Genomic DNA, 25,764 nt, shown 5'->3' with positions numbered 1-25,764 from the left:
CGCAGGATCGCGTAGAAGGGCAGGAAGTACCATTCCGGCACGATATGTGCAGGTGTCGCCAGCGCGTTGGCTTCGATGTAGTTGTCCGGGTGGCCCAGATAGTTCGGCATGAAGCCCACGACAGCGAAGAACAGCGTCAGGATCACGGCAAGCGCGAACAGGTCCTTCATCACGAAGTAGGGCCAGAAGGGCAGCGTGTCCCGCTTCGCGTCGGATCTGGATGCCCGGCGCACCTCGACCCCGGTGGGGTTGTTGTTGCCGGTGGTGTGGAATGCCCAGATGTGCACGATCACCAGACCCGCGATGATGAACGGCAGCAGGTAGTGCAGCGAGAAGAAGCGGTTCAACGTCGGGTTGCCCACCGCGGGTCCGCCCAGCAGCCAGGTCTGGATCGGCTCGCCGATCAGCGGGATCGCCCCGAAGAGGCCGGTGATGACCGTCGCGCCCCAGAAGGACATCTGGCCCCAGGGCAGCACGTACCCCATGAAGGCGGTGCCCATCATCGCCAGATAGATCAACATGCCGATGATCCAGGTGATCTCGCGCGGGGCCTTGTACGATCCGTAGTAGAGGCCGCGGAAAATGTGCATGTAGACCGCAATGAAGAACAGCGACGCGCCGTTGACATGCAGATACCGCAGCATGTAGCCGCCGTTCACGTTGCGCATGATCTTTTCGACCGAAGCGAACGCCATGTCGACATGCGGCGTGTAATGCATCGCCAGCACGATCCCGGTGACGATCTGAAGCGCCAGGCAGAAGGTCAGCACGATGCCCCAGATCCACATCCAGTTGAGGTTCTTGGGGGTGGGGATCATCAGCGTGTCATACAGCAGCCCGACGATCGGCAGGCGGCGGTTCAGCCACTTCTCTCCACCCGTCCTGGGTTCGTAGTGGTCATGAGGAATACCGGACATGACGTCTCTCCCTTAACCGAGTTTCAAAGTTGTATCGTCGACGAACTCGGCGACGGGAAGGTGCAGGTTCTCCGGGGCGGGGCCTTTGCGGATGCGCCCGGCGGTGTCGTAATGCGACCCGTGGCAGGGGCAGAACCAGCCGTTGAAATCGCCCGCGTTGTTGCCCAGCGGCACGCAGCCCAGATGGGTGCAGACGCCGATCATCACCAGCCATTCTTCCTTGCCGGCCATGGCGCGGTTCTCATCCGTCGCGGGCACGTTGCCCTTGATGTTGGGGTTGCGCGCGATCGTGTCGACCAGCTCATCCATCTTGACGGCCTTGGCCTGGTCGATCTCTTCCTGGGTGCGCAGGCGGATGAAGACGGGCTTGCCCAGATATTTGACGGTCAGCTGGGTGCCGCGTTCGACGCCGCTGACATCCACCCGGATGGAGCTGAGCGCCTGCACATCGGCAGAGGGGTTCATCTGATTGACCAGCGGCCAGACCGCGGCACCTGTTGCCACCACGCCGGCGCCGGCCGTCGCGTAGTACAGGAAATCGCGGCGGGTGCCTTCGTGGTCTTCTGCATGGGACACGAGCGTTTCTCCCTCTCCAAGACAAGTAGCTGCAACCTGGCAGTGGTCGCGCAAAGAACGGCATGCGATGGTTCGCAGCCGGTTGGTCCGGTTCCTACCGGGGTGCCGCTTCGACGTCCAGCCTGCATGACCGTGCATCAGGGACCGATTGTCGCACCGGGCTTGCTATCATCATGCGTCGAGCTCACTTGACGTCGCCGAAAACGGGGCCAAGGCGGCGGGGGCATGTCGATCAAGCGACAGGACCATCATCCGATGCGCGATGCCCGCGTCGTCGAATTCAGGCCCCTCCGCCACGAATCCCAGCGATTCGTAGAACCCCAGCGCGTGCAGCTGCGCGCCGAGGACCGCCTGTCGCGCGCCCCGCGCCGCGGCTTCCGCCAGCACATGGGCCATCAGCCGCCGTCCCAGCCCGGTGCCGCGGCAGTGCCGGGCCACCGCGACGCGCTGGATCTTCGCGCGCCCGTCCCGCCCCAGGCGAAGCCGCGCCGTGCCCACCGGGACGCCTTCGGCGGTGCCGTCCCCGGCGCGCGCCAGCACATGCAGGCAATCGCCGTCGATCCCGTCCATCTCCTCGGCCTCGGGAACCTGCTGTTCGTGGATGAAGACATCCCGGCGCAATGCCAGACAGGCCGACAGCCCGGCGCTGTCATCGGGGGAAAGCGTGGTGATCTGCATCAGACCTCCGGCAGGGTGGACATCATGCTGGGGCGCTGGGAAAAGCTGGCGAACCAGTCGTCCAGCGCGTCATGTCCCTTGCGCCAGTTGCGATCCGCATGGCGCAGGTCGAGATATCCCAGCGCGCAGCCAAGCGCGATATGCCCCATGTCGAGCGTCCCGCCCAGATGGCCCATCCAGCGATCCTCCAGCGCATCGAGGCTGCGGCCGACCTTGGCCCATTGCCCCTCGGTCCAGTCGGAGGAACGCAGGGATTCGGGCCGGAAGCGTTTTTCATAGACGCACAACAGCGCCGCATCGAGAATCGCATCGGCCGTCGCTTCCAGTGTCAGCACCTCCCATATGCGCGCCTGCGGATAGAACCGGGTGCCGAGCCGGTGGTCCAGATACCGGCAGATCACCCGGCTGTCGTGCACGGCCGGGCCGTCGTCGCGGATCAGCGCGGGCACCTTGCCCGACGGGTTCACCGCCGTCAGCGCGGCGTCGGGTTCCAGCGGCGAGGCGGTGACCGTCACGACCTCCACCGCGTCCGTCCGACCGGCTTCGGCAAGCAGAACCCGCACCTTGCGCACATAGGGCGAGGGACCGGCGCTGAGCAATTGCATGGGAAAGTTCCTTTCGAGGTGCCGTCATCGCGCAGGGCGCGCGCGGCGGCAGCTTAGAAACCGGCGCGCGCGCTGTCCATATATCGGCTTTCATTGTCGGAAAAATATCCTCGCCGAAGGCATCGGAACCGCGCCACGGGCGGTCGCGCCGGGATCTGGGCAACACCGCGTCCGCGGCGGCGGCCATAGCGGGGCAGGGCCGCGCTCAGAACAGCGGCGCGCCGACGCCCGGCTGCCACTGCGGGTATCGCTCCATGATCGCGGCGAAGCGCCCGGATCGCAGGAAGCGTTCGAGCCAGCCTTGCACCGCGCCGAACTCCTGCGCGTCAAACCAGGCCTTGTCGACAAAGGCGAACTGTCGCACGAAGGCCACGATCGCCATGTCGGCCAGACGCGGCGCGGCGCCGAAGATCCAGGGCGCGCCGCCGATCAGCCCGTCCAGATCGCGCAGCAGCGCCGCCGCCCTGGCGCGTTCCGCCAAAGGGTCCGCATCCGCGTGGCGCGAGGCGTATTTATATCGGTCGAGCGCGGCTTTGAACTCCGTGTCGAAACGCGCGATCAGATCCCGGCCCTGCGCGGGCATCTCCAGCCAGCCCTCGGGATCGTTCCGGCGCAGCGCCCATTGCATGATGTCCAGACTCTCGTCGATCACGCGCGCGTCGGGGGTGACGAGCACCGGTACCGTGCCCTTGGGCGATGCCGCGATCAATGCCTCGGGCTTGTCGCGCAGCACCACCTCGCGCAGCTCGCAGCGCACCCCCGCGGCGCGCAGCGCCAGCCGCGCGCGCATCGCATAGGGGCAGCGGCGGAAACTGTATAGGACGGGGTGTCGGCCGTTCATGCGGTCAGGCGGTTGTCGCGCGCCCCGGTGATCGTCGCGGTGACGATCTGCCCCTCGGGTTGAGCTGTGGCAAAGTCCACTTCGGCAAATTGCTCGGTCCGGCCCATGCGCGGGCTTTCCATCAGCACCGCATGGCTCCGGCCCTGCTGCGCGCGCAGATGTTGCGCGACACGCACGGCCCCGGCGGCGCGCAGCCGCGCGGCACGCTCGCGGATGGCGGGACCCTTGACCTGCGGCATCCGCGCGGCCGGGGTGCCCCGGCGCGGCGAATAGGGAAAGACATGCAGCCAAGTCAGGCCGCAATCCTCGACCAGCTTCAGCGAATTGTCGAACATCGCCTCGGTTTCCGTGGGAAAGCCCGCGATGATATCGGCCCCGAATGTCATCTCCGGGCGCAGGCGGCGGGCCTCGTCGCAAAAGGCGATGGCGTCGTCGCGCAGGTGGCGCCGCTTCATCCGCTTGAGGATCATGTCGTCACCCGCCTGCAGGCTCAGGTGCAGATGCGGCATCAGCCGCGGCTCGGTCGCGATGGCCTGCATCAGCGCCGGATCGGCCTCGATCGAGTCGATCGAGGAAATCCGCAGCCGCGCCAGATCGGGCACCAGCCGCAGGATGCGCAGCACCAGATCGCCCAGCCGCGGGGTGGCGGGCAGATCGGCGCCCCAGCTGGTCAGATCCACGCCGGTCAGGACCACTTCGTTATAGCCGCCCTGCACCAGCCGCTTGATCTGATCGACGATCACCCCGGCGGGCACCGACCGCGAATTGCCGCGGCCATAGGGGATGATGCAAAAGGTACAGCGATGGTCGCAGCCGTTCTGCACCTGCACATAGGCGCGCGACCGCGTGCCGAAACCGTCGATCAGATGGCCCGCGGTTTCCTTGACGGCCATGATGTCGTCGACGCGCACCTTTTCCGTCTGGCCGATGAAATCGCCCGCCAGCGCCTGCCAGGTGGCGGGCTGCATCTTTTCGGTGTTGCCGATCACGCGGTCGACCTCGGGCATGGCGGCAAAGGTTTCGGGCTCGGTCTGCGCGGCGCAGCCGGTCACGATCAGCTGGGCCTGCGGATGGGCACGGCGCAGCTTGCGGATTTCCTGGCGGGCCTTGCGCACGGCCTCGGCCGTCACGGCGCAGGTGTTGACCACCACGGCGTTGCGCATCCCGGCCTGGTCGGTCAGCTCTTTCATCGCCTCGGATTCATAGGTGTTCAGCCGGCACCCCAGCGTCGCGAACACCGGCGCGGCATCGGTCGGGGCGCTCATTCCAGCGCCTCCAGGAATGCGGGCGTCAGCATGCCGTCGAAGACATGCGCCGTCGGGCCGGTCATCCAGACCCCGTCGTCGCGCCAGTCGAGCGTCAGCCACCCCCCGTCAAGCTCCATCCGCACTCTGCGATCCGTCAGGCCGCGCTGATGGGCGGCGACCGCGGTGGCGCAGGCGCCCGAGCCGCAGGCCAGCGTGATGCCGGTGCCGCGTTCCCAGACCCTCATGCGGATGTCGTCGCGCCCGCGTATCTGCGCGAATTCCACGTTCGTGGCCTGCGGGAACAGCGGGTCGTGTTCCACCGCGCGGCCCTGCGCGGCCACATCCACCTGCGCCACATCCGCGACGAAAAAGACGCAATGCGGATTGCCCATGCCGACCGCGACCGGCGCGCCCTCCAGCGGCAGGGCCTGCGGATCGACCTCGCGCGCCAGCGGGATCTGCGCCCAATCGGTCTGGGGCGCCCCCATGTTGACGCTGACGGGACCGTCCTGCCGGATGGCTTCCAGCTGGCCGCGCTGGGTGATCAGCCGGATGTGTCGGCGGTTCGACTGGCGCATCAGATAGTCCGAGACGCAGCGCGTGGCGTTACCGCAGGCCCCCGCGCGGGTGCCGTCCGCATTCCAGAAATCCAGCGCCGCATCGGCCGTGTCGCTGTCGCGGATCTCGGCCAGCTGATCGAAGCCGACCCCGCGGTGCCGGTCCCCCAGCCCGCGCGCAAGCGCGGGCGTCACCCGCGCGTCGCGCCCGCGGGAATCAATGACGACGAAGTCGTTGCCCAGGCCGTGCATCTTCATAAACGGCAGGCTGGATATGTTGCGCCCGGTTTGCATGGGCGGGCATATAGCCTGCCGCCACGCCTTTTGAAAGAGAGCGGAATTTTTCGTCAGTTTTTTGCTTGACCCTCTGGCGCGTCACGTCTAGCTACGCGCCTCAAGCAGGACGGCCAAACAGGCCCCTGCCGGGGCGCCGCAAGGCACAACGCCCCACGTCAGCAGCCCCAGCGGCTGCACGATGATGAGAGCCGGTAGCTCAGTTGGTAGAGCAACTGACTTTTAATCAGTAGGTCCAGGGTTCGAGCCCCTGCCGGCTCACCATCTTCTTTCCTTCATGACGTTTGCATCCTCGCGGTCCTGTGTGCCCCGCTGGTCCCTGCGCGGTTTCAGATCGGGCGATCTGCTGCCCGCCATGTGACTCGGGCCATGTGACTCGGTCCACGTGACTCGGGCCAGGTGATTCGGGTCATGTGATCGGGGCCAGGTGATCGGGGCCACATGATTGAGGCCGACCGCGGCAGCGCTGCGCGCCTGTGAACAACGTCAATTGACGACCTGTGGCTTTCGGACAGCTTTGCACAACCCTTGGCTGCGCCTTGGGTGAAAATTCATCTGCAAGGGTGGTTTTGCAACTTTTGCGAGAAGACATCTAAACTCATGACGACGCAATTTTAATCGCAATGTTTTGTTTCCGTTAAAGTTTTTGGTCCCATTCGTGACACAATCTGGACGTGTCGCCGACACGGCTGATCTGCAACGCTCAGCGTGCTGCACTCGCTCTTCACAGGGGGCGATACGAAACATGCCAGAGGCAACGATCACGGTTCGCGAATATGAGGGTTCATTGGCCTATGTCGATCTTATTGGATCCAATGATCTGATATTGAACGATTTCGGGGCCAGCACAGAGGGCAAGTTGGTGGATGACGACGGGCAACTCGATTCCGGCGACGACGGGGTTTCCACCTTTGACGGCGCGCCGGTCAACTTTATCGGCAGCGGCTCGGTCCAGCCGCATCTGCTGATCGTCGGGCTGGGCGAAGCCAAACCTGTGGTTGCGTTCGAGGCGGCCGGGAAAACCTATTTCGCCTTCCCCGACGGGGAGCCGAATTTCCTGACCGCCGTTTCGATGCGGCTGGAGCTGTCGGATGATCCGGGCGAGGTGTTCACCCCGGTGTGTTTCTGTCGCGGCACCTTGATCGCCACGCTGGACGGCGAGGTGCCGATCGAGGATCTGCAACCGGGCGACATGGTGCTGGACGCCAGCGGCATCGCGCACCGGATCCGCTGGACCTCGGGCCGCAAGCTGCACATTCCCCTGGGGGTCCATGGCGGCTTTGCCAAATGGCTGCCGGTGCATATCCCCGCCGACGCCTTCGGGCCGGGGCGTCCGCACCGCCCGCTGCATGTGTCGCAGCAACACCGCATCCTGCTGGAAGGCGCGGGGGTGGAGCTTTTCGCCGGGATGCCGCAGGCCCTGGCCCCGGCGAAATCGCTGGTGGGCGATCTGGTGCATATCGACCGGCGCGTGCGCGAGGTCGAGTATCACCACATCCTGTGCGACCGCCATGTCGTGCTGCTGGCCAACGGGTTGCCCGCCGAAAGTCTGCTGCCCGGCGACGTGCTGGCCAACGCCCTGCCCAACGACAGCTGGCAGGAGGTTCTGGGCATCTTCCCCGAGCTCGATCAGTTGGGTGTCAGCAGTTTCCGTCCCGCGGCGCCGATCCTGAAGGGGTACGAAGCCGCCGTGATCCGCCGGTTTGCCGAGGCCTGAGCCCCCGGCATCGCGAACACCGTCCCTGCGCGGGGCGGTGCGGCCCCCCGCCATAATAGAGTGCAGCAGGCGGGGGGCCAAATTCACCCGAATTCACCCGGTGCCGATCGCCCTATTTCTGGCCCAGCCCCCGGCGCAGCGTTTCGCCCAGCTCCAGCGTCGGCGACAGCTCGATGCGGACGGGGTCGGCGGGGGTCTCCGTTTTGGCGGAACGCTCCACGACGATCTGCGCGGCCTTGCGGCCGATTTCCTGTCGGCAGGCGTCCATCGTCGCCAGTTTCAGCGGCAGCCCGTCCAAAAGGTCGATCCCGTTGAACCCGGCCATGCCAAGCTGGCCGGGCACGTCGATGCCCGCCTGTTGACAGTAAAGCAGCCCGCCCGCGCCGATCAGATCGTTGGAATAATAGATGAAATCAAGCTCTGGGCTGCGGTCGAGGATGGTCCGGGTCATTTCCCGGCCCTTGGTGATGGCCGAGCCGCCGGAATAGAATTCGCGGTCCGCGACCTCCAGCCCGGCCTTGGCCAGCGCTTCGGTAAAGCCTTCGAACCGTTTGCGCGCCCGGTGGTCCAGCGGCATCTTGGTGCCCAGGAACCCGATGTTGCGATAGCCTTGCCGCATGATCGCCTGCGCCATCTCGCGCCCGGCGCGGCGGTGGGAAATGCCGACGACGCTGTCCACCGCCTGACCGTCGACATCCATGATCTCGACCACGGGAATGCCCGCGGCGCGCAGCATCGCGCGGGCGGCGTCGGAATGTTCCAGCCCCGCGATGATCACCCCCGAGGGCCGCCAGGACAGCATTTCGTAAAGCACCGCCTCTTCCTTTTCGGCGCGGTAGTTGGTGATGCCCACGACCGGTTGCAGCGGCGTGTCGTCCAGCACCTGGGAAATGCCGGTCATCACCTCGGGGAACACCATGTTGGACATCGAGGGGATGATCACCGCCACCAGGTTGACCCGGCTCGAGGCCAGCGCCCCGGCGATCTTGTTGGGCACATAGCCCAGCGTCTTGGCTGCAATCAGGACCCGCTCTCGCGTGGCGGCAGACACCTCGCCACGGTTGCGCAGCACGCGCGAGACGGTCATTTCGCTGACCCCCGAGGCCTCGGACACGTCGCGCAGGGTCAGGGGGCGTTTCGGGTCAGCCATCGCAGTGTCCGCTTGCTGGAAAGGTCAGGCGTTGTGATAGCGGTAAACGCCCGGTCGGCCAAGATCCCTGATCGATCGTGCGGCAGATCCGGGCGGCAGATCCGGGCGGCAGATTGGGGCGGCAGATTGGGGCGGCAGATTGGGGCGGCCCGGGCGCCGGGACGGAAAGATGCCGCGGAAGACGCGCTGCGATTGACGGGCGGCAGCGGAGAAAGCCAGGCGCGAACGCGCGGCTCCGCAAGGCGCCTTGGCTCAGCCCGTGCGGCGCATGTTGTCTTCCACCGCGCCGAACCACGCGGCCAGCGCTGCCGTGCTGGGGTCGAGCACCGCATAGTCCCGGCCCAGCGCGCACAGACGGCTGACACATTCCGGCGCCGTTCCGATCTTGTCATACCGCAGCGCGGTGCCGGCCTCTATCCAGCCGTGCCGCGCCTTCTGCGTTGCGATCAGCCGAAGCCGGTGGATGATGTGCAGAACGGTGAAGCGGATCAGGAACGCGCTTTTGCCGCGGTGCCGGGGCGGGGCGGTGCGCTCAAAGGTCTCGACGCTGTCCTGCGCGCTGAGCGGCCAGAACTCATCGCCCATCAGAAAGGCGAAGTCCTCGGTGCCCTGTCTGCGGCCGGCGTGTTCCCAATCGAACCAGACGACACTTCCGTCCGGCTGCACCGCCGCATTGCCCGGCCGCGCATCCCATTTCAGAAAGGTCGTCGGCAGGCAGGCCAGCGACTGCGCCAGCGTGTCGGCGTCGGCCTCGGGCGGCGCAACGTCCAGCTGGGCCGAAAGACGCCGGGGACCGGCGGCGAAGCCGTCCATCCAGGGCTTGCTCAGCCCCAGCGTCGGCAACTTTTGCAGCAGGCCGCATTCATGTGCGGCCTGCTTCATCGCCCACAGGCTGTCGAAGGCGCCTGTCGCGATGCGCTGCCGCTGCGCCGGCTCGGCGCGGCCGAGCTCCGCCGTCAGGCGGCGCGACCCGGCATCGGACTGAAACAGCATCTCGCCGCGCCCGCCCAGATATTCAGGGACACCGGCGCCGGCGGCGTGAAGCTCCCTGAGCAGCAGGATTTCCATCTCCCGCCGCTGCTTGCGCGGCCGCCAGGTGGCGATGACGGTCCTGTCGCCCAGATCGACCCGCAAGCTGGCGCGGGTGCGCCCGCCGGGGGCGGTGATCTGCGCCACCGTCGCGCCGAAGATCTCCTCGGCCAGGGCGACGACATCGCTGATACGGGGCGGGGCGCTTTCGCGCGGCGGCTCGGGCGCGGCTGCGGCGGGGGATTTGCTCATCTGCACTTTCTTCGTACTGGTCACGACAGCCTCGGTCATATCCCGGTTTGAGTATATTCCGATGACGCGATTGAGGCGGAATAGCGGCAATTCCGGCCGGGCGATTCTCTTTCCATGGCCGTTTTGGGGCGGTCCCTGTCGAACAAAAGCCGCAATTCAGGGCGATTGATCCCCATATCCAAACGGAACGACAGGTTCCGCCTTGTTTTTTTCGCGCGGCGCCGGGCATCGATCCGATTGCCGAATTGGAAACGATGGGCGCGCCAGCCTGCCCTTAGCGCCGAGAGGCAGAGGTGTTCAGACCCGAAAAATCGGGATTTCAGACGTGTTTTCCGCGACTTTGGCGATGCCGCGCCGGTTGGCGGATGCCGCAGGGTTCCCCGGCGGGAAACAATTCGCCCCAATTTCGCCACATTTGTGCCGGATTCGCGGGCGGAGAAACGCCTTCTCCATGAAAGTTCGTACATTTTTCGCTTCTTTGTGGCCTCAATTTGACCTAAATTCGGATTTGTCCGACTGAAGTGTCAGTATCGAGGAGGCGTGGGGGCCGAACGATGCGAACGAGGCACGGCCCGGAGAGGGGGAGTGGACGACGGAAATGGCCCGATCGCTGCCACGGGCCAGGGACATAGCATGTCGCATTCCGCGTTCGTTGCCTGGGCCGACATAGTGCACGTTCACCCTTTGGAACGACGTCCCGGGAAAAGCCCGCGGGCATCGATTGATTCTGCCGTGTCTGCAAACCGGCAAGCGCTTCATTATCCGGCCACGTTCGGGCGAAAGCCCGGCCAAGCGGCCACACGTAAACGGTAGCGCAACGCTTTTTTGGCCTTCGGGTCAGCATGAGTTTGTTTAGGAGACGGCAAATGGCCCATGAAATCAACGGAACCTCCGGGAGCGACACGATCAAAGGCACCGATGGCAACGATGTCATCTACGGCAAGGGTGGCGATGACCGGATTCAGTCGGGCAAGGGCAATGACGTCATCTATGCCGGCGACGGCGACGATTACGCCTCCGGCGACGATGGCAACGATCAGATCTACCTGGGCGAAGGCGACGACAAGGGCTCTGGCGATAAGGGCGACGACACCCTCTATGGCGAAGGCGGCAACGATACGCTGAACGGCGGCTCGGGCAACGATACGCTGGATGGTGGCGACGGCGCCGACACGCTGGATGGCGGCAAGGGCGACGATACGCTGTCGGGTGGCGCGGGCAACGACAAGATCAGCGGGGGGTCGGGCAACGACACGGCCTTCGGCGGTGCCGGCAACGACAAGATCTGGGGCGGCAAGGGCGACGACACGCTGTCGGGCGGCGCGGGCAACGACCAGATGTCCGGCGGCACCGGCAACGACGTGATGGCCGGCAATTCCGGTGACGACGTGCTGTACGGCGGCAAGGGCGACGATGTGCTTTGCGGCGGCGACGGCAACGACACGCTGGTCGGCGGCACCGGCAACGATAACATCTACACCGGCAAGGGCGACGACGTCGTTTACGGCGGCAAGGGCGGCGACAATATCTACGTCAACGGCGGTGGCGACGCCACGATCTACGGTGGCAACGGCACCAGCGGATCGGGCAAGTCGGCCTCCGGTTCGGGCACGGGCGGGTCGCGTTCGCACGGCTCGGGAACCGGCAGCGGCAGCGGCGGCAAGGAAGACGTGCTGTATGTCGAGGGCAACGTGACGATCACGATGTCCGACGGCAACACGATCGAGGCCAAGCCGGGCGACATGATCGACCTGACCAAGGGCGGGTACAACGACGACGACGGCACCATCACCCTGGCCGACGGCTCGACGGTGAAATACGACGAGATCGAACAGATCAAGGTCGTGGATGAGATCAAGGACCCCGACGTCTGCATCTGTTTCACCCCCGGCACCATGATCGCCACGCCGATGGGCGAACGCCCGGTCGAGTCGCTGCGCGAAGGCGACCGCGTCATCACCCGCGACAACGGCATCCGGGAAATCTGCTGGGCGGGCCGCAAGGGTCTGACCGGCCAGATGATGCTTCAGCAGCCCGAGCTCAAGCCGGTTCTGATCCGCGCCAACAGCCTGGGCGACAACCTGCCCGAGCGCGACATGATGGTTTCGCCCAACCACCGGATGTTGGTCGCCAACGAACGCACCACGCTTTATTTCGAGGAACCCGAGGTTCTGGTTGCCGCAAAGCATCTGACCGACATCGAAGGCGTCGACAGCGTCGAAGTCAGCGAAACCGCCTATGTCCACATCATGTTCGAACAGCATGAGGTCGTGCTGGCCAACGGCGCCTGGACCGAAAGCTTTCAGCCCGGCGACTATTCCCTGGGCGGTCTGGGCAAGGCGCAGCGCAACGAGATCTTCGGCCTGTTCCCCGAATTGCAACAGGCGGCCGGTATCGAAAGCTACGTCGCCGCACGCCCGACCCTGCGCAAGCGCGAGGCGGCGGTTCTTTTCGCCCGCTGATCCGGGCGCAAGCCGAACGACAAGACGTCAAAGAGCGGCTTCGGCCGCTCTTTTTCGTCTGCGGGGGCGGAATACCCCTGACAACCGGGGCGTCGGGCATTAAGAACGGGCCCGCAGGCCCCGTAGCTCAGCTGGATAGAGCGACCGCCTCCTAAGCGGTAGGTCAGTGGTTCGAATCCACTCGGGGTCACCAGCCATTCCAGAACGGGCGTTTTTTGTCATGCCGCCAGACCCATTCGCGCCGACCGGACCCGATTACAGCTATGAGCGCGCGGCGGCGCTCGGCGGGGCGCGGCGTATCGTCGGTGTCGATGAGGTCGGCCGCGGCCCGATCGCGGGGCCGGTCGTGGCGGCGGCGGTCTGGCTCGACCCGGAGCGTATTCCCGGCGGGCTGAACGATTCCAAGAAATTGACCGCCCGGCGCCGCGAGGCCCTGCTGGAGGAGCTGCTGGCCGTCGCTGTCGTTTCCGTGGCGCAGGCCAGCGTGGCCGAGATCGAGCAGATCAACATCCTGCGTGCCTCTCACCTCGCGATGCAACGCGCGGTTGAGGGGCTGCCCTTCGAGCCGGATTTTCAGCTGATCGACGGTCGGGATCTGCCGCGACAGCTCAGCTGTCCGGCCCGTCCGGTGATCAAGGGCGATGCGCTTTGCGTGTCGATCGCGGCGGCGTCGATCGCCGCCAAGGTGACCCGCGATCGGCTCATGGTGGGATTGTCGCAACAGCATTCCGGCTACGGCTGGGAGACGAACGCAGGTTATCCCACAAAAAGCCACATTCTTGCCTTAAACGAACTGGGCGTCACCCCACATCATCGCAATACCTTCGCGCCTGTACACAACATATTGTGCAAGACAGTTTCTTAATGCTTTGAGCAGATAAAGAAATTGACCGCGAATCACGGATGAATCATCCTTGCTGACAAGGATCGGAGCGTAAAAATACGCCCATAAACAACAAACCGCAGACCCGCGGATCGAGGCAGTAATATGGCAACCAAGACCAAGGCGGCAGTCGAACTGCCGCTCAATCAGATCATGTCCGGCGATTGTGTGAAGGTCATGAACGCGCTTCCCGAAAATTCGGTCGATCTGATTTTTGCCGATCCGCCATACAACCTACAGTTGAAGGGGGATTTGCGCCGCCCCGACAACTCCCAGGTCGATGCCGTCGATGACGACTGGGATCAGTTCGCCAGCTTCGCCGCCTATGACAAATTCTCGAAAGACTGGCTGACCGCCGCGCGGCGCCTGCTGAAGCCCAACGGCGCGATCTGGGTGATCGGTTCCTATCACAACGTGTTCCGCATGGGCGCGACGTTGCAGAACGCAGGCTTCTGGATCCTCAACGACGTGGTGTGGCGCAAGTCGAACCCGATGCCCAATTTCCGCGGCAAGCGGCTGACCAACGCGCATGAGACGCTGATCTGGGCCTCGAAATCGGACGCCTCGAAATACACCTTCAACTATGAGGCGCTCAAGGCGCTGAACGAAGGGGTGCAGATGCGATCCGACTGGGTTCTGCCGATCTGCACCGGGCATGAGCGGCTGAAGGACGACAGGGGCGACAAGGCGCATCCCACGCAAAAACCCGAATCCCTGCTGCACCGGGTCTTGGTGGGCACCACGAACCCCGGCGATGTGGTGCTTGACCCCTTTTTCGGCACCGGCACCACCGGCGCGGTGGCCAAGAAGCTGGGGCGCAATTTCATCGGGATCGAGCGCGAGGCAGCCTATCGCGCGGTTGCCGAACGCCGTATCGCGGATGTGCGCCGCTTCGACCGGTCCTCGCTCGAGGTTTCGACCTCCAAGCGGGCGGAGCCTCGGGTGCCCTTCGGACAGTTGGTGGAACGCGGCATGTTGCAGCCGGGCGAGGAGCTGCTGTCCCAGAACGGCCGTCACCGGGCCAAGATCCGCGCCGACGGCACGCTGATCGGCAATGATGTCAAAGGGTCGATCCATCAGGTGGGCGCCGCGTTGGAAGGCGCGCCCAGCTGCAACGGCTGGACCTACTGGTGCTACAAGCGCGAGGGAAAGCGCGTGCCCATCGACATCCTGCGCCAGCAGATCCGGGCCGAAATGACCGATCGCCCGCATTGAGCGGAGCGCAGGTCGCAGGTTTCAAAAACAAGGTTACCGCCGGTGCCCGCGTCACCTGAACGACGGGCACTACCTTGCCCCGCCTGAGTTTTCAGGCGGGGTTTTTTTTGATCCCCGGGGCGTTGCGCGCAGGCCACAATCGATACGCTCACGCAATTGTTCAGGGCCATCGGGACAGGGGCGCCTACACTGATCGCGTGAAAGCAGTCTCAAGATTCCCACGCATTAACCGATAGAGGATACCCGATGCCATTGACCCGCCGCCAATTCGTCGCCTCCACCGTCGCAACCGGCCTGGCCGTGGGCGCCACTTCGGCCAATGCCCACAGCAAGTTGCCCAAGGAGTACCTGCCGACGCTGGTTACGCTGAACGAATCGCTGCCGGAGGGAGAAATCCACGTCGTGCCCGATACTTATCGGCTGTATTGGACGATGCCGGGCGGGCAGGCGCTGCGCTATACCGTGGGGGTCGGGCGCGATGAACTTTACCATCCCGGCATGTTCTTCGTCGGCGCCAAGAAGCGCTGGCCCAGCTGGACGCCCACGCCCGCGATGATCAAGCGGGACCCGAAAAGCTATGCCAAGTTCGCCGATGGAATGCCGGGCGGCATCGACAACCCGCTGGGCGCGCGGGCGCTTTATCTGTTCACCAAGAAACAGGGCGACACGTTTCTGCGCATCCATGGCACGAACGATCCGAACACGATCGGCAAATCGGTGTCGAATGGCTGCGCGCGGCTGGTGAACAACCAGATCGAGGAGCTTTACGATCTGGTGCCGAAAAACACGCATGTGGTGCTGTATGAAAAATTCATCGGCTCGCCCATCACGGAAGTGACTGTCGCGGGCTGACGGGGCGATCGCACAGGCGCGGCGGCGCAGGTTATCGCGGCAACGGGTTCAGGGCCTTGGAATAGGGCTTCCAGTCGGTGATTTCCGGGTAATGCTGACGCCGCCACTGCCGCACGCGCGGGTTCATGACCCGGCGCCACAGCGGCGGGATCATCGCGGCCATCGTCATCACGTGATAGCCGTGGGGCAATTGCGGTGCCTCCTGCGGGTCATGGTGTTGCAGCAGCGGAAACCGCCTGTCGGGCTTGTAGTGGTGATCCGAGTGGCGTTGCAGGTTGATCAGAAGCCAGTTCGAGGCCTTCTGCGCGGCGTTCCATGAATGGCGCGGGTGCACGTGCTCGTACCGGCCGCCGCCCAGATGCTTGCGCGTCAGCCCGTAGTGTTCGATGTAATTGACCAGTTCCAGCTGCCAGATCGCGACGCTGGCCTGATAAAGGAACAGCCCGATCCCGACCCAGCCGCCAAGCAGCGCAGCCATTGCGAGGAAAAACGCCTGCAACGCCCAGTAGCGCCAGAACGGGTTGCTGCGGTGCCACCAGCCCCGCCCGCGCCGCGCCTGCAGTGCGGCCTCGGCGCGAAAGGCCGAGTGCCAGCATTCGCGTAGAACCCGGGGAAAAAAGCGGTGAAACCCCTCGTTGTAGCGCGCCGTGACCGCATCGCGTGCGGTCCCCACATAGCGGTGATGCACCAGCAGATGCTCGGACCTGAAATGAGAATAGAGCACCGACGCCAGTAGGATGTCGGCCAGCCAGCGCTCGATCCGGTTGCGCTGGTGCATCAACTCATGGCTGTAGTTGATTCCGACGGTGCCGGTGGCGACACCCACGCCGAAAAACAGGCCGATCTTTTCCCAGCCGTTCAGATGGTCGCTGGCGCCGACCCACCAGATCATGCCGAACAGCAGGGCGATCTGCGCAGGCACCCAGATCATCGTCAGCAGGCGGTACCAGAACAGGTCGGCCTCTGTGGTGCTGGGATCGGCGTTGTCCGTATCCAGCCCGGTCAACGCGTCGAGCAGCGAAAACATCCCCCAGCCATAGGCGGGCAGCAGCAGCAGCGCCCAGCCGCCGAACCAGGCCGCGATCATCGCCATCGGGATCAGCCCCAGCGACAGCCAATAGGGCAGGGCGCGCGACAATCGCGCCATGCGCCCGGGCGGAATCATTTGGGGTGTCGAGGCTGTCATGGGGGGATCATAGGGCCTGGCGGCGTGGGCTCAATCCGGGTGCACGCGCGGAGGCGATTGTGCGACCAGATCGTAGGCTTTGCGCATCACCGTCGGCAGCGCCTTCGGGTCGAAACGCGGCGCCGGCACGAAAGCGCCCGCGCGCGGCAGGGCGGCGTGATGCGCCTGCGCGTGGTGCACGGCCAGCACCAGATGGAAATGCGTGAAGGTATGACGCACCTCACCGCGATAGAGCCAGGCGGCCTCTATCGGCGGAGGGGGCGCGGATGACTGCGGCGCCGCGCCCTCCTGCCAGGACGATCCGGGCCAGCCCAGCATACCGCCCAGAAGCCCCCGCACGGGGCGCTGCTCCAGCAGCCAGGCGCCATCCTCGCGCTGCGCCAGATAGACGGTGCCATAGCGCAGGGGCTTGGGCTTTTTCGGGGTTTTCAGCGGCAGTTCCGCCGCGATGCCCTGCCTTCGCGCGGCGCAGGGCGCGCGCCAGGGGCAGATGCCGCAGGCAGGGGATCGCGGGGTGCAGATCGTCGCTCCCAGATCCATGACCGCCTGCGCGTAATCGCCCGCACGCGTCTGCGGTGTCAGCGCGGCGGCCAGCGCGGTCAGGGTCGGTTTCGCGGCCGGCAGCGGCGTCTGCACCGCACGCAGCCGCGCCATGACCCGTTCCACATTGCCGTCGACGACGACCCGCGGCCGGTCGAAGGCGATTGCCGAAATCGCCGCCGCCGTATAGGGGCCGATTCCGGGCAGCGCCAGCAACGCGTCATGATCATCGGGAAAACTGCCGACGTGATCCGCGACGACGGCGCGCGCGCATTTCAGCAGATTGCGCGCCCGTGCGTAATAGCCGAGCCCCGCCCAGGCCGCCATGACATCGGCGTCGGGGGCGGCGGCCAGATCCGCGACCGTGGGCCAGTTTCGGATGAAACGCTGGAAATAGGCCTGCACCGCGGCCACGGTCGTCTGTTGCAGCATCACCTCGCTCAGCCAGATGCGGTAGGGATCGGGCCTTTGCCCCGCCCGCCGTTCGGCCGGACCGACGCGCCAGGGCATCTGCCGCGCGTGGCGGTCGTACCAGTCCAGCAAGGTTCCGCTCAGATCGTCGGTCTTTGTGTCAACTTGCAAGGAATCGCCCCTTTGCCGCAGTCAAACCGCTGGCATCGCGGTCTCAGACGTTTAGGATAGCCATAGCAGAAGGATTTTTACACCCGATGGCCTATAAAACGGGATCATACGCCGGTCAAAATCGTGGACGTCGCAGCCGGGGTTTTCTTCAGGCTGCGGGGCTGATCCAGGGGCAGGTGCGCTGCGCGGGGGAAACGCGCGGATTTGCCGTCTCCCGGCTCATCACCCATTGGGAGGAAATCGTGGGCGTGCAGATCGCCGCGATGACGCGCCCGGTCAAGGTCAGCTACGCGCGGCAGGGCTTCGGCGCGACGTTGACGGTCTTGACCAACGGCGCGTCGGCGCCGATGGTCGAGATGCAGAAGGAACAGATCCGCGAAAAGGTCAACGGCTGCTACGGTTACGCGGCGATCAGCCGGATCAAGTTGACCCAGACCGCACCCGTCGGGTTTTCCGAAGGCCAGGCCGAATTCCGCAGCAAGGCGCCGTCGCCCCCGGACCCCGACCCGCAGATCGCCGCCGCCGCCGAACAGGCGGCCAGCGCGGTGGGAAACGATGAATTGCGCCGCGCGCTGGAGGCCTTGGGCCGCAACGTGATGGCGCGCCGAAAACGCTAGAGAGGTTTTTCATGGCATTCACGACACTCAAGGCCGCGGCGACGGCACTGCTTCTGGCCGCAAGCGCGATGAGCTTCGCGCCGGGGGCCGCCCTCGCGCAGTCGGGCACCGATACGCCTGCGCAAACGCCCGCGCCGACGCAAACTCAGACGCCGCAGGTCGTCGAGATGACCCTGGGCCAGACCGAAGCGCCTGTCGAGGTGATCGAATACGCATCCTTCACCTGTCCGCATTGCCAGCGCTTCCACGCCGAGGTCTTCGACGATCTCAAGAAGGACTACATCGACACCGGCAAGATCCGCTTCGTCTATCGAGAGGTCTATTTCGATCGCTATGGTCTTTGGGCCGGCATGGTCGCCCGCTGCGGCGGGCCGGAGAAATATTTCGGCATCGTCGACATGATCTACGATACGCAAAAGCAGTGGCTGCAAAGCGGCGAGCCGGTGGAAATCTCCAACAGCCTCAAGCGTCTGGGGCGCACGGCGGGCATTCCCGAGGACAAGCTGAGCGCCTGTCTGAAGGATGAGGCAAAGGCCAAGGCGATGGTCGCCACCTATCAGCAGAACGCGACCGCCGACGGCATCGATTCCACGCCCTCCTTCGTCATCGACGGTACGAAGTACAACAACATGGCCTATGCCGATTTCAAGGAGATCCTGGACGCACAGCTGGCGAAATGAGCCGATCCCCCCTGCAAGGCCTCAAGGTTCTCGAAATCGCGAGGATTCTCGCAGGGCCCTGGGCCGGTCAGACCCTGGCCGATCTGGGGGCGGAGGTGATCAAGGTCGAAAGCCCCGCCGGCGACGATACGCGCCGGTGGGGCCCGCCCTTCGTGGACCGCGACGGCGACCGCTCGGCCTCCTACTTCCATTCGGCCAATCGCGGCAAGAAATCGATCTGCATCGATTTCCGCACCGACGCGGGCCGGGCAGAGCTGCGCGCCCTGGCGGCCGAGGCCGATATTCTGATCGAGAATTTCAAGGTCGGCGGGCTGTTGAAATACGGCCTGGATTACGACAGCCTCGCCGTGCTCAATCCGGGGTTGATCTACTGCTCGATTACCGGCTTCGGACAGACCGGACCCTATGCGCATCGGGCCGGGTATGACTACATCATCCAGGGCATGTCGGGGCTGATGTCGGTGACCGGCGACCCGCAGGGCCAGCCGCAGAAGGTCGGTGTCGCGGTGACCGACATTTTTACCGGCATGTATGCGGTCACGGCGATACTGGCGGCGGTGCATCAGCGCGCGGCGACCGGACGGGGGCAGCATATCGACATGGCGCTGCTCGACGTGGCCACCGCCATCACCGCGAACCAGGGCATGAACTACCTGACCACCGGCACCGCACCGCAGCGCATCGGCAACGCCCATCAGAACCTGACGCCCTATCAGGTGTTCGACTGCGCCGATGGTTTCATCATCATCGCCACCGGCAACGACCCGCAATACCACAGGCTTTGCCGTCTGTTGGGGGTCGGGCACATGATCGACGACCCCATGTACGCGACCAACGCCGACCGGATCGCCAACCGTCACCGGATGACCGCCTGCCTGACCGAGGCGACGTTGCGGTTCAGCAAGGCCGACCTGCTTGCCGCCTGTGAGCGTGAGGGCATTCCCGCCGGGCCGATCAACGATCTGGCCGAGGTCTTCGCCGATCCCCAGGTGGTCCACCGCCGCCTTGCGCGCGACATCGACGGCGTGCCGACCGTGGCGCCGCCGTTCCGCTTTTCAGATGCCGACGTGTCGCTCGACAGGGCGTCGCCTCGGCTGGGCGAACATCAGGGCCAAGGCTTCAGCGGGGAGGGTGCGCGAACAGATCCGCAAGCATCCCCTCGATCCGCGCCGGGTCGCGAAACCTGAGCCTGACGGGCAGCGTCAGCACCTTCATGCGGAAATCCGGCGGCAGGCGCACCGCATCCTTTTCCGTCGTGACCATCTGCGCGCCAAGCGTGGCGCTTTCCAGTTCCAGCCGTTTCATCAGCGCAAGGCTCAGCGGCTGATGGTCGTCGAGCGCCTCGGCACGCAACAGATCCGCGCCCATCGCGCGCAGCGTGTCGAAGAATTTTCGCGGCTGCCCGATGCCGGCAAAGGCCAGAACCCGCAGCCCCTGCCAGTCCATGCCGGTTTCAAGCGGCTCCAGCCGACCGCCGACGATGGGCGGGGCTTCGTGAAAAGCCAATCCCTTTTCAAAGGCTTCCATGTTTGGCGCATCGCCGATTGCAATGATTATGTCGGCCCGCGACAGGCCGGCGGCCACCGGCTCTCGCAGGGGGCCTGCGGGGATCACGCGCCCGTTGCCGAACCCCTGTGCGGCATCGACCACGACCAGCGACAGATCCTTGTGCAGCGCCGGGTCCTGAAACCCGTCGTCCATCAGCAGCACCTGCGCCCCTTCCGCAACGGCGGCGCGGGCCGTGGCGTTCCGGTCCCGGCCGACCCAGACCGGCGCGAAAGCCGCCAGCAGCAGCGGCTCATCGCCCACGTCGGCCGCCTTGTGGCGGGCGGGGTCGACCTTCACCGGGCCGCGCAGCCGACCGCCGTAGCCGCGCGAGATCACCTGCGGCGCATGACCCTGCGCGATCAGCATCTCGATCAGGGCGATCACGGTGGGCGTCTTGCCGGTGCCGCCCGCGCTGAGGTTTCCGACGCAGATCACCGGCACCGGGGCGCGGTAGGAGGGCGCGCGCGCCACCCGGCGCGCCGTCGCTGCACCATAGGCCGCCGACAGCGGCCACAGCAGCGCCGACATCAGGCCCGCCCGCCGCTGCCAGAAGGCAGGCGCCTTCATGGCGTGCCCGTGGTGCGTTCGGTGTCGAGCTTTCCCAGCGTGGCCAGAATCAGCTCGACCGCGCGATCGGTCACATCGGCCCCCGCGGAACAGACCTCCCATGCGGCATGGGCCATCCGCGCGGCCTCGTCGGGCGAGGTCAGTTCCTGCACCGCGCGCGCGAGTTCGGTCTCATCGGATACGCATTGCGCCGCACCGGCACGGGTCAGCCGGTCGAAGATGTCCTGGAAGTTCTCGACCATCGGCCCGTGAAGGATAGCCGATCCCAGGGCGGCAGGCTCGAACGGGTTGTGCCCGCCCACCGCAACGAGCGAGCCGCCGAGAAAGCTGATCGGTGCCAGCCGATACCACAGTCCCATTTCTCCCAGCGTATCGGCCACGTAGATCTGCGTATCGGCCTGCGGGATCTCATCGTCCGAGCGCAGGGCGACGGTCCATCCCCCGTCGCGCAGGGCCCGGGCGATCGCGGGGCCGCGTTCGGGGTGGCGGGGGGCGATGATCAGCAGCAGCCGGTGCGAGGCGCGCATCGCGACCCGATGTGCCGCCGCGGCCTGCTCCTCCTCGCCCGGATGGGTGGAGGCCGCCAGCCACACCGGACGGCCGTTGAGGTAACTGGCGATATCGTCGCGCTCGGCCTCATTGCAGGGCAGGGCGGCGGTCCCTTCCTTGAGGGTGCCGGTCACCTCCAGCCGGTCGCGCGGCAAGCCCAGTTTCAGCAGGCGCTGCGCGGTCGTCTGATCCTGTGCCAGCACGTGGTCGAACCGCCGCAACAGCGACCGCGCCGCCCCCGGCAGCCAGCGCCAGCGCCGACCCGACCGGCTGGACATGCGCGCGTTGATCAGCAGCATCGGCGCGCCCCGGCGATAGGTTTCCACCATCAGCGCGGGCCAGAACTCGCTTTCGGTCCAGATCGCCAGATCGGGCTGCCAGTGGTTGAGGAACCTGCGCACGTAGGGCAGGGCGTCCAGCGGCACATATTGGTGAAAGGTGCGTTCGGGCAGACGGCTGGCCAGCACGTTCGCCGAGGTGCGCGTGCCTGTCGTCAGCAGGAAATTCAGGTCAGAGCGCGCTTGCCCCAGTCGCCGCACCAGTTCCTGGATCGAAAGCGCCTCGCCGACGCTGGCGGCGTGCAGCCAGATCAGCGGCCCCTGGGGGCGCGGCAGGGACGGCTCGCCGCGCCGCTCGGCGATGCGGTCGGGATCTTCCTTGCCTTCCTCCAGCCGCCGGGAGAGCGTCGCCTCCGCACGGGCGGTCACGCCTTCGGACAGCCACAGGTAGAGCGCCAGCCCGAGCGAGCGCCCCGCGCGAGGCGGCTTCACGCGGCTCAGCTGCCCAGCTCTTCGGTCGGGGACACCGCGGTTTCCTCATCCCTGAGGCGGTGGAGATGGGCGATGAAATAGCGCATATGCGCGTTGTCCACGGTGCGCTGCGCCTCGCTTTTCCAGGCGTTGTAGGCGCTTTGATAGTCGCCGAACATGCCGACGATATGAATGTCGTCGAGGTTCTTGAACACATTACGGCTCGGGTCGGTCAGTTCTCCCCCGAATACGAGGTGCAGTCGCTGTGCCATCTGACTCTCCTGATCAATTGGATTGGCCGCAACCTAGCCATTCGCCCTGCGCGGTCAAGCATTGCCGGTTGCGGCTCGCGGGCGCGAAATCTCCCCGCCGCAGGTCTGCGCAGGCAGATCGGCGGCGCTGTCGACATCCTGCAGCACGTCCGCGCGCGCGACCCGCAGATGCGTCATGCCCGCCAGCGTGTCGGCCAGCGCATGCGGGCCGGACCAGCGCACCCCCTCGAGCAGACCGGCGGGCATCGCGGCGGTGCGCCTCAGCCCGATCAGCCAATAGCCCCCGTCGGGGGCCGGGCCCACCACCGCATCGGCCCGCGCCAGCGCACGGAATGCCCTTTCGACATGCGCGGCGGTGATGCCGGGGATGTCCGCGCCCACGATGATCACCGGCCCGCCGTGATCGCGGCGCAGGATACGCGCCATCCGCGCGCCCAGATCGCCGCGCCCCTGGGGCACGCGCGGCAGGTGGGGCGGCCAGACGCGGCTGGCCAGCCCCGCGTGATCCGGCGCCACGGCGAGCACCAGCCGCCAGCGCGGATCGTCGAGCCTGCGCAACAGCCGCGCCGCCTGGTGCCGGACCCACCATGCGGCCCGTGTCATGCCGATATCGCGCCCCAGCCGCGTCTTGACCCGGCCCGGTCGCGGCTCCTTCAGCATGACGACGAGGGTTCTAGGCAAAGTAATCGGCCAGCGCCGCGGCATAGATCGACTTGAGCTGATGGATCTGCGCGATTTCCACATGTTCGTCGATCTGGTGCATGGATTTGCCGACCAGCCCGAATTCGACGACCGGGCAGTGATCCTTGATGAAACGCGCGTCGGATGTGCCGCCGGTCGTCGACAATTCGGGCCGGTGGCCGGTTTCCCGTTCCACCGCCCGCGCGACCAGATCCGACAGTGGCCCCGGCGGGGTGAGAAAGCTTTCGCCGGACAGGCTGGTCCGCAGGTCGATCCGCACCCCGTCCTCTTCGGCGTCCGATGCCATCTTGCGCAGCCATTGGGTCAGCGTGGCGCCGCTGTGGTGGTCGTTGAAGCGGATGTTGACGGTGGCGCGGCATTCGGCAGGGATGACGTTGGTGGCCGGGTTGCCGGTGTCGACCGTCGTGATCGCCAGCGTGGAGGCATCGAAGTGATCGCTGCCGCGGTCCAGCGCGTGGCCTGCCAGCCGGTCGAGAAGTCGCATCATCGCGGGCAGCGGATTGCGCGCCAGATGCGGGTAGGCCACATGACCCTGGCGCCCCGTGGCCGTGAACCGCGCCGTCAGCGAACCGCGCCTGCCGATCTTGATCATCTGGCCCAGGAAATCGGGGCAGGTGGGTTCGCCCACGATGCAGGCGCTCATCGCTTCGTCGTTTTGCGCCATCCAGTCCAGCAGCGCGACGGTGCCATCCCGGGCCGGGCCCTCCTCATCGCCGGTGATCGCCAGGATCACGGCGCCGTCGGGCGGGGTCCGGCGCACGAAGTCGATCGCGGCGGCGGCGAAGGCGGCGACACCGGATTTCATGTCGGTCGCGCCGCGGCCGTAAAGCAGCCCCTCTTTCTGCGTGGCGCCGAAGGGGTCGACGCTCCAGGCGGCGCGATCGCCGACGGGCACGACATCGGTGTGCCCGTTGAAGCCGAAGCTGCGCGGATGCCGCTTTTCGCCCCAGCGCGCGAAAAGATTCGCGGTGCCGTTGCGATCCACGCGCCGACAGGCGAAGCCCGCAGGTTCCAGCACCGCCTGCAACAGGGTCAGGGCGCCGCCCTCCTCCGGCGTGACGGAGGGGCAGCGGATCAGATCGGCCGTCAGCGCGACAGGATCGGTGGGGATTGCGGCGGCGGTGTGCATGGCGGCTCCTGTCGCGGAAGGTCTCTGCGTTTGCCCATGGCAAATACCCGCTACGCGGTCTTGGGTAAACAGCCCGGCCTTTTGCCGGAGTCGCGCCTTGCTTTGGGCCTTGTCGGAGTGGGTTCGGGCCCGCGGCTCAGCGCTTGTCGAAAAACGGGGTCATCTGGGCGACGATCACGGAATTCTCGTCCAGCGCCCGCTGCATCAGGGCGCGTTCCTCGGCGTCGACCTCATGGCCCTGGTCCAGCCGGTCCTCCAGCGTGCCGTAGCCGGTGACGTCGAGCGGCGCCAGATCCGCCTGTTTCAGGATGGCGACGGTTTCGCGCACCGCCTCGGCCTCATCCACGCCGGAGGCAAAGCACATCAACGCAGCGCCCGTCGCCTTGGCGGGCAGCCCGTCGCCTGCCTTGCGGCCGACCTCCACCGCGAGGGTGTAGACCTTTTGACGGGACGGCTTGGGGGGGCGTTTTTCGGACATTTTTTCGGACATGCGGGCACCTTGAACGACAAAGACCCTCCGCGCTGCCGCGAAGGGTCCGACTGTTTGTCCCGATGCCGCGCGGGGGTCAAGCCCTGGCTGAACCCGCCCGAGCCGACGGCATCATCCGCGTCCGCGGATCATGCGGTAGCCCCAGATGAGGATGCACGCACCGATGATTCCGATGATCAACTGCCCGATCCAGCCGCCCAGGGTCGAACCGACCACCGCGAGCAGGATCCAGTTCAGCAGCAGCGCGCCGACGATGCCCAGAATGATATTCGTCAGCAGGCCGTGGTCGGCCTTCATAATTTTCTCTGCAATCCAGCCAGCCAATGCGCCGACGATGATCGCTGCGATCCAACCAAGACCTGTCATGTCCGATGTCCTTCCGAGTTTTCTGTCCCGACGCCGACAAATCGTGACGGGGTATACAGATATGCAAACGCGGAAAACCGCCGATCGGTTCCATGACCGGCAGGGGAAGGGGCCGGGGTGGGGTTGGGGCAGGGGTAGAGGCAGGCGGTGCCGCCGTCAGTCGCGCAGCAGCTCGTTGATCGAGGTCTTGGACCGGGTCTTGGCGTCGACCCGCTTCACGATCACGGCGCAATAAAGGTTGATGCCGTTTTTCGACGGCATCGACCCGGCCACCACGACCGATCCGGTGGGCACCTCGCCGTAGCTGACGGTGCCGGTTTCGCGATCGACGATCTTGGTCGACTGGCCGATGAAGACGCCCATGCCCAGCACTGAGCCTTCGCGCACGATGCAGCCCTCGACCACCTCGGAGCGCGCGCCGATGAAACACTCATCCTCGATGATCGTGGGGCCCGCCTGCATCGGTTCCAGTACGCCGCCGATGCCGACGCCGCCCGACAGATGCACGTTCT

At 65.8% G+C, this 25,764-nt stretch carries 28 protein-coding genes and 2 tRNA genes; 10 read left to right on the top strand and 20 right to left on the bottom strand.

Annotated features, from left to right (window positions below):
• The 7 genes from petB to dapF form a co-directional block, all read right to left on the bottom strand.
• On the bottom strand, positions 1-917 hold a 917-nt coding region (gene petB / locus ACU0BR_RS05995; protein ID WP_446155936.1), incomplete at its 3' end, for a cytochrome b.
• 12 nt (positions 918-929) lie between these two features.
• Positions 930-1,493: a ubiquinol-cytochrome c reductase iron-sulfur subunit gene (petA, locus tag ACU0BR_RS05990; RefSeq protein ID WP_446155935.1), complete on the bottom strand. Its 564-nt coding sequence runs from the start codon at positions 1,491-1,493 to the stop codon at positions 930-932.
• A gap of 171 nt (positions 1,494-1,664) precedes the next feature.
• Positions 1,665-2,171: a GNAT family N-acetyltransferase gene (locus ACU0BR_RS05985; protein ID WP_446155934.1), complete on the bottom strand. Its 507-nt coding sequence runs from the start codon at positions 2,169-2,171 to the stop codon at positions 1,665-1,667.
• Positions 2,171-2,776, bottom strand: a complete 606-nt coding sequence (locus tag ACU0BR_RS05980) for a glutathione S-transferase (RefSeq protein WP_446155933.1) — start codon at positions 2,774-2,776, stop codon at positions 2,171-2,173. The genes ACU0BR_RS05985 and ACU0BR_RS05980 overlap by 1 nt, the downstream gene beginning before the upstream one ends.
• A 205-nt stretch (positions 2,777-2,981) precedes the next feature.
• Entirely contained in the window at positions 2,982-3,617 is a 636-nt protein-coding gene (locus ACU0BR_RS05975) for a glutathione S-transferase (protein ID WP_446155932.1), read from the bottom strand.
• Entirely contained in the window at positions 3,614-4,882 is a 1,269-nt protein-coding gene (mtaB, locus tag ACU0BR_RS05970; protein ID WP_446155931.1) for a tRNA (N(6)-L-threonylcarbamoyladenosine(37)-C(2))-methylthiotransferase MtaB, read from the bottom strand. Before mtaB ends, ACU0BR_RS05975 begins: the two co-directional genes overlap by 4 nt.
• Positions 4,879-5,715 (bottom strand): diaminopimelate epimerase, encoded by an 837-nt coding sequence (gene dapF, locus ACU0BR_RS05965; RefSeq protein WP_446155930.1) that lies wholly within the window; start codon positions 5,713-5,715, stop codon positions 4,879-4,881. Before dapF ends, mtaB begins: the two co-directional genes overlap by 4 nt.
• A gap of 188 nt (positions 5,716-5,903) precedes the next feature.
• Here dapF and ACU0BR_RS05960 point away from each other — a divergent pair.
• Both ACU0BR_RS05960 and ACU0BR_RS05955 read left to right on the top strand, forming a co-directional pair.
• Positions 5,904-5,979, top strand: a tRNA-Lys gene (locus ACU0BR_RS05960).
• 481 nt (positions 5,980-6,460) lie between these two features.
• Entirely contained in the window at positions 6,461-7,432 is a 972-nt protein-coding gene (locus ACU0BR_RS05955; RefSeq protein WP_446155929.1) for a Hint domain-containing protein, read from the top strand.
• Between the two features lie 112 nt (positions 7,433-7,544).
• On the opposite strand, the gene ACU0BR_RS05950 is transcribed toward ACU0BR_RS05955, so the two are convergent.
• The 3 genes from ACU0BR_RS05950 to ACU0BR_RS05940 all read right to left on the bottom strand — a co-directional run bounded on the left by ACU0BR_RS05950 (position 7,545) and on the right by ACU0BR_RS05940 (position 10,330).
• The gene (locus ACU0BR_RS05950) at positions 7,545-8,582 is read right to left on the bottom strand and encodes a LacI family DNA-binding transcriptional regulator (RefSeq protein ID WP_446155928.1); all 1,038 of its coding nucleotides are present in this window, start codon (positions 8,580-8,582) and stop codon (positions 7,545-7,547) included.
• Positions 8,583-8,834: 252 nt separating this feature from the next.
• Positions 8,835-9,863 carry a hypothetical protein gene (locus ACU0BR_RS05945; RefSeq protein WP_446155927.1) on the bottom strand — a complete coding sequence of 343 codons (1,029 nt, stop codon included), beginning with the start codon at positions 9,861-9,863 and terminating at the stop codon, positions 8,835-8,837.
• Between the two features lie 35 nt (positions 9,864-9,898).
• Complete coding sequence (locus ACU0BR_RS05940; RefSeq protein ID WP_446155926.1) at positions 9,899-10,330, bottom strand: hypothetical protein; 432 nt, start codon at positions 10,328-10,330, stop codon at positions 9,899-9,901.
• A gap of 399 nt (positions 10,331-10,729) precedes the next feature.
• On the opposite strand from ACU0BR_RS05940, the gene ACU0BR_RS05935 reads away from it, so the two are divergent.
• The 5 genes from ACU0BR_RS05935 (at position 10,730) to ACU0BR_RS05915 (ending at position 15,275) form a co-directional block, all read left to right on the top strand.
• The gene (locus ACU0BR_RS05935) at positions 10,730-12,325 is read left to right on the top strand and encodes a Hint domain-containing protein (RefSeq protein WP_446155925.1); all 1,596 of its coding nucleotides are present in this window, start codon (positions 10,730-10,732) and stop codon (positions 12,323-12,325) included.
• A gap of 116 nt (positions 12,326-12,441) precedes the next feature.
• Positions 12,442-12,518: transfer RNA gene (locus ACU0BR_RS05930), tRNA-Arg, on the top strand.
• Positions 12,519-12,545: 27 nt separating this feature from the next.
• Complete coding sequence (locus ACU0BR_RS05925) at positions 12,546-13,190, top strand: ribonuclease HII (RefSeq protein ID WP_446155924.1); 645 nt, start codon at positions 12,546-12,548, stop codon at positions 13,188-13,190.
• Positions 13,191-13,313: 123 nt separating this feature from the next.
• Entirely contained in the window at positions 13,314-14,423 is a 1,110-nt protein-coding gene (locus tag ACU0BR_RS05920; RefSeq protein ID WP_446155923.1) for a DNA methyltransferase, read from the top strand.
• Positions 14,424-14,675: 252 nt separating this feature from the next.
• Positions 14,676-15,275, top strand: a complete 600-nt coding sequence (locus ACU0BR_RS05915; RefSeq protein ID WP_446155938.1) for a L,D-transpeptidase — start codon at positions 14,676-14,678, stop codon at positions 15,273-15,275.
• 31 nt (positions 15,276-15,306) lie between these two features.
• Here ACU0BR_RS05915 and ACU0BR_RS05910 read toward each other — a convergent pair whose 3' ends face one another.
• Together ACU0BR_RS05910 and mutY are read right to left on the bottom strand one after the other, a co-directional pair.
• Positions 15,307-16,440 carry an alkane 1-monooxygenase gene (locus ACU0BR_RS05910; RefSeq protein WP_446155937.1) on the bottom strand — a complete coding sequence of 378 codons (1,134 nt, stop codon included), beginning with the start codon at positions 16,438-16,440 and terminating at the stop codon, positions 15,307-15,309.
• A gap of 51 nt (positions 16,441-16,491) precedes the next feature.
• A complete protein-coding gene (gene mutY / locus ACU0BR_RS05905) occupies positions 16,492-17,583 on the bottom strand; it encodes an A/G-specific adenine glycosylase (RefSeq protein ID WP_446155922.1) in 1,092 nt (363 codons plus the stop codon).
• A gap of 86 nt (positions 17,584-17,669) precedes the next feature.
• Between mutY and ACU0BR_RS05900 the strand changes: the two genes are divergently transcribed.
• The 3 genes from ACU0BR_RS05900 to ACU0BR_RS05890 are packed head-to-tail and all read left to right on the top strand — an operon-like array spanning position 17,670 to position 20,067.
• Positions 17,670-18,200, top strand: a complete 531-nt coding sequence (locus ACU0BR_RS05900; protein WP_446155921.1) for a DUF721 domain-containing protein — start codon at positions 17,670-17,672, stop codon at positions 18,198-18,200.
• Positions 18,201-18,211: 11 nt separating this feature from the next.
• Positions 18,212-18,880, top strand: a complete 669-nt coding sequence (locus ACU0BR_RS05895; protein WP_446155920.1) for a DsbA family protein — start codon at positions 18,212-18,214, stop codon at positions 18,878-18,880.
• Positions 18,877-20,067, top strand: coding sequence for a CaiB/BaiF CoA transferase family protein (locus ACU0BR_RS05890; RefSeq protein WP_446155919.1), 1,191 nt, complete (start codon positions 18,877-18,879; stop codon positions 20,065-20,067). Before ACU0BR_RS05895 ends, ACU0BR_RS05890 begins: the two co-directional genes overlap by 4 nt.
• Here the strand turns inward: ACU0BR_RS05890 and lpxK are convergent.
• The 8 genes from lpxK to ACU0BR_RS05850 all read right to left on the bottom strand — a co-directional run.
• A complete protein-coding gene (lpxK, locus tag ACU0BR_RS05885) occupies positions 20,000-20,995 on the bottom strand; it encodes a tetraacyldisaccharide 4'-kinase (RefSeq protein WP_446155918.1) in 996 nt (331 codons plus the stop codon). The genes ACU0BR_RS05890 and lpxK overlap by 68 nt on opposite strands.
• Positions 20,992-22,314 carry a 3-deoxy-D-manno-octulosonic acid transferase gene (locus ACU0BR_RS05880; RefSeq protein WP_446155917.1) on the bottom strand — a complete coding sequence of 441 codons (1,323 nt, stop codon included), beginning with the start codon at positions 22,312-22,314 and terminating at the stop codon, positions 20,992-20,994. Before ACU0BR_RS05880 ends, lpxK begins: the two co-directional genes overlap by 4 nt.
• 5 nt (positions 22,315-22,319) lie before the next feature.
• On the bottom strand, positions 22,320-22,565 hold the full coding sequence (locus tag ACU0BR_RS05875) for a DUF4170 domain-containing protein (protein ID WP_446155916.1): 246 nt from the start codon (positions 22,563-22,565) through the stop codon (positions 22,320-22,322).
• Positions 22,566-22,619: 54 nt separating this feature from the next.
• A complete protein-coding gene (locus ACU0BR_RS05870; RefSeq protein WP_446155915.1) occupies positions 22,620-23,246 on the bottom strand; it encodes a TIGR04282 family arsenosugar biosynthesis glycosyltransferase in 627 nt (208 codons plus the stop codon).
• On the bottom strand, positions 23,239-24,396 hold the full coding sequence (gene dapE, locus ACU0BR_RS05865; RefSeq protein ID WP_446155914.1) for a succinyl-diaminopimelate desuccinylase: 1,158 nt from the start codon (positions 24,394-24,396) through the stop codon (positions 23,239-23,241). Before dapE ends, ACU0BR_RS05870 begins: the two co-directional genes overlap by 8 nt.
• A 136-nt stretch (positions 24,397-24,532) precedes the next feature.
• A complete protein-coding gene (locus ACU0BR_RS05860) occupies positions 24,533-24,886 on the bottom strand; it encodes a hypothetical protein (RefSeq protein WP_446155913.1) in 354 nt (117 codons plus the stop codon).
• Between the two features lie 111 nt (positions 24,887-24,997).
• A complete protein-coding gene (locus ACU0BR_RS05855; protein ID WP_446155912.1) occupies positions 24,998-25,252 on the bottom strand; it encodes a GlsB/YeaQ/YmgE family stress response membrane protein in 255 nt (84 codons plus the stop codon).
• A 156-nt stretch (positions 25,253-25,408) separates the two neighbouring features.
• On the bottom strand, positions 25,409-25,764 hold a 356-nt coding region (locus ACU0BR_RS05850; RefSeq protein WP_446155911.1), incomplete at its 5' end, for a DapH/DapD/GlmU-related protein.

This window comes from Brevirhabdus sp., assembly GCF_052826345.1.
This window is presented reverse-complemented; position numbering and strand designations above follow the sequence as displayed.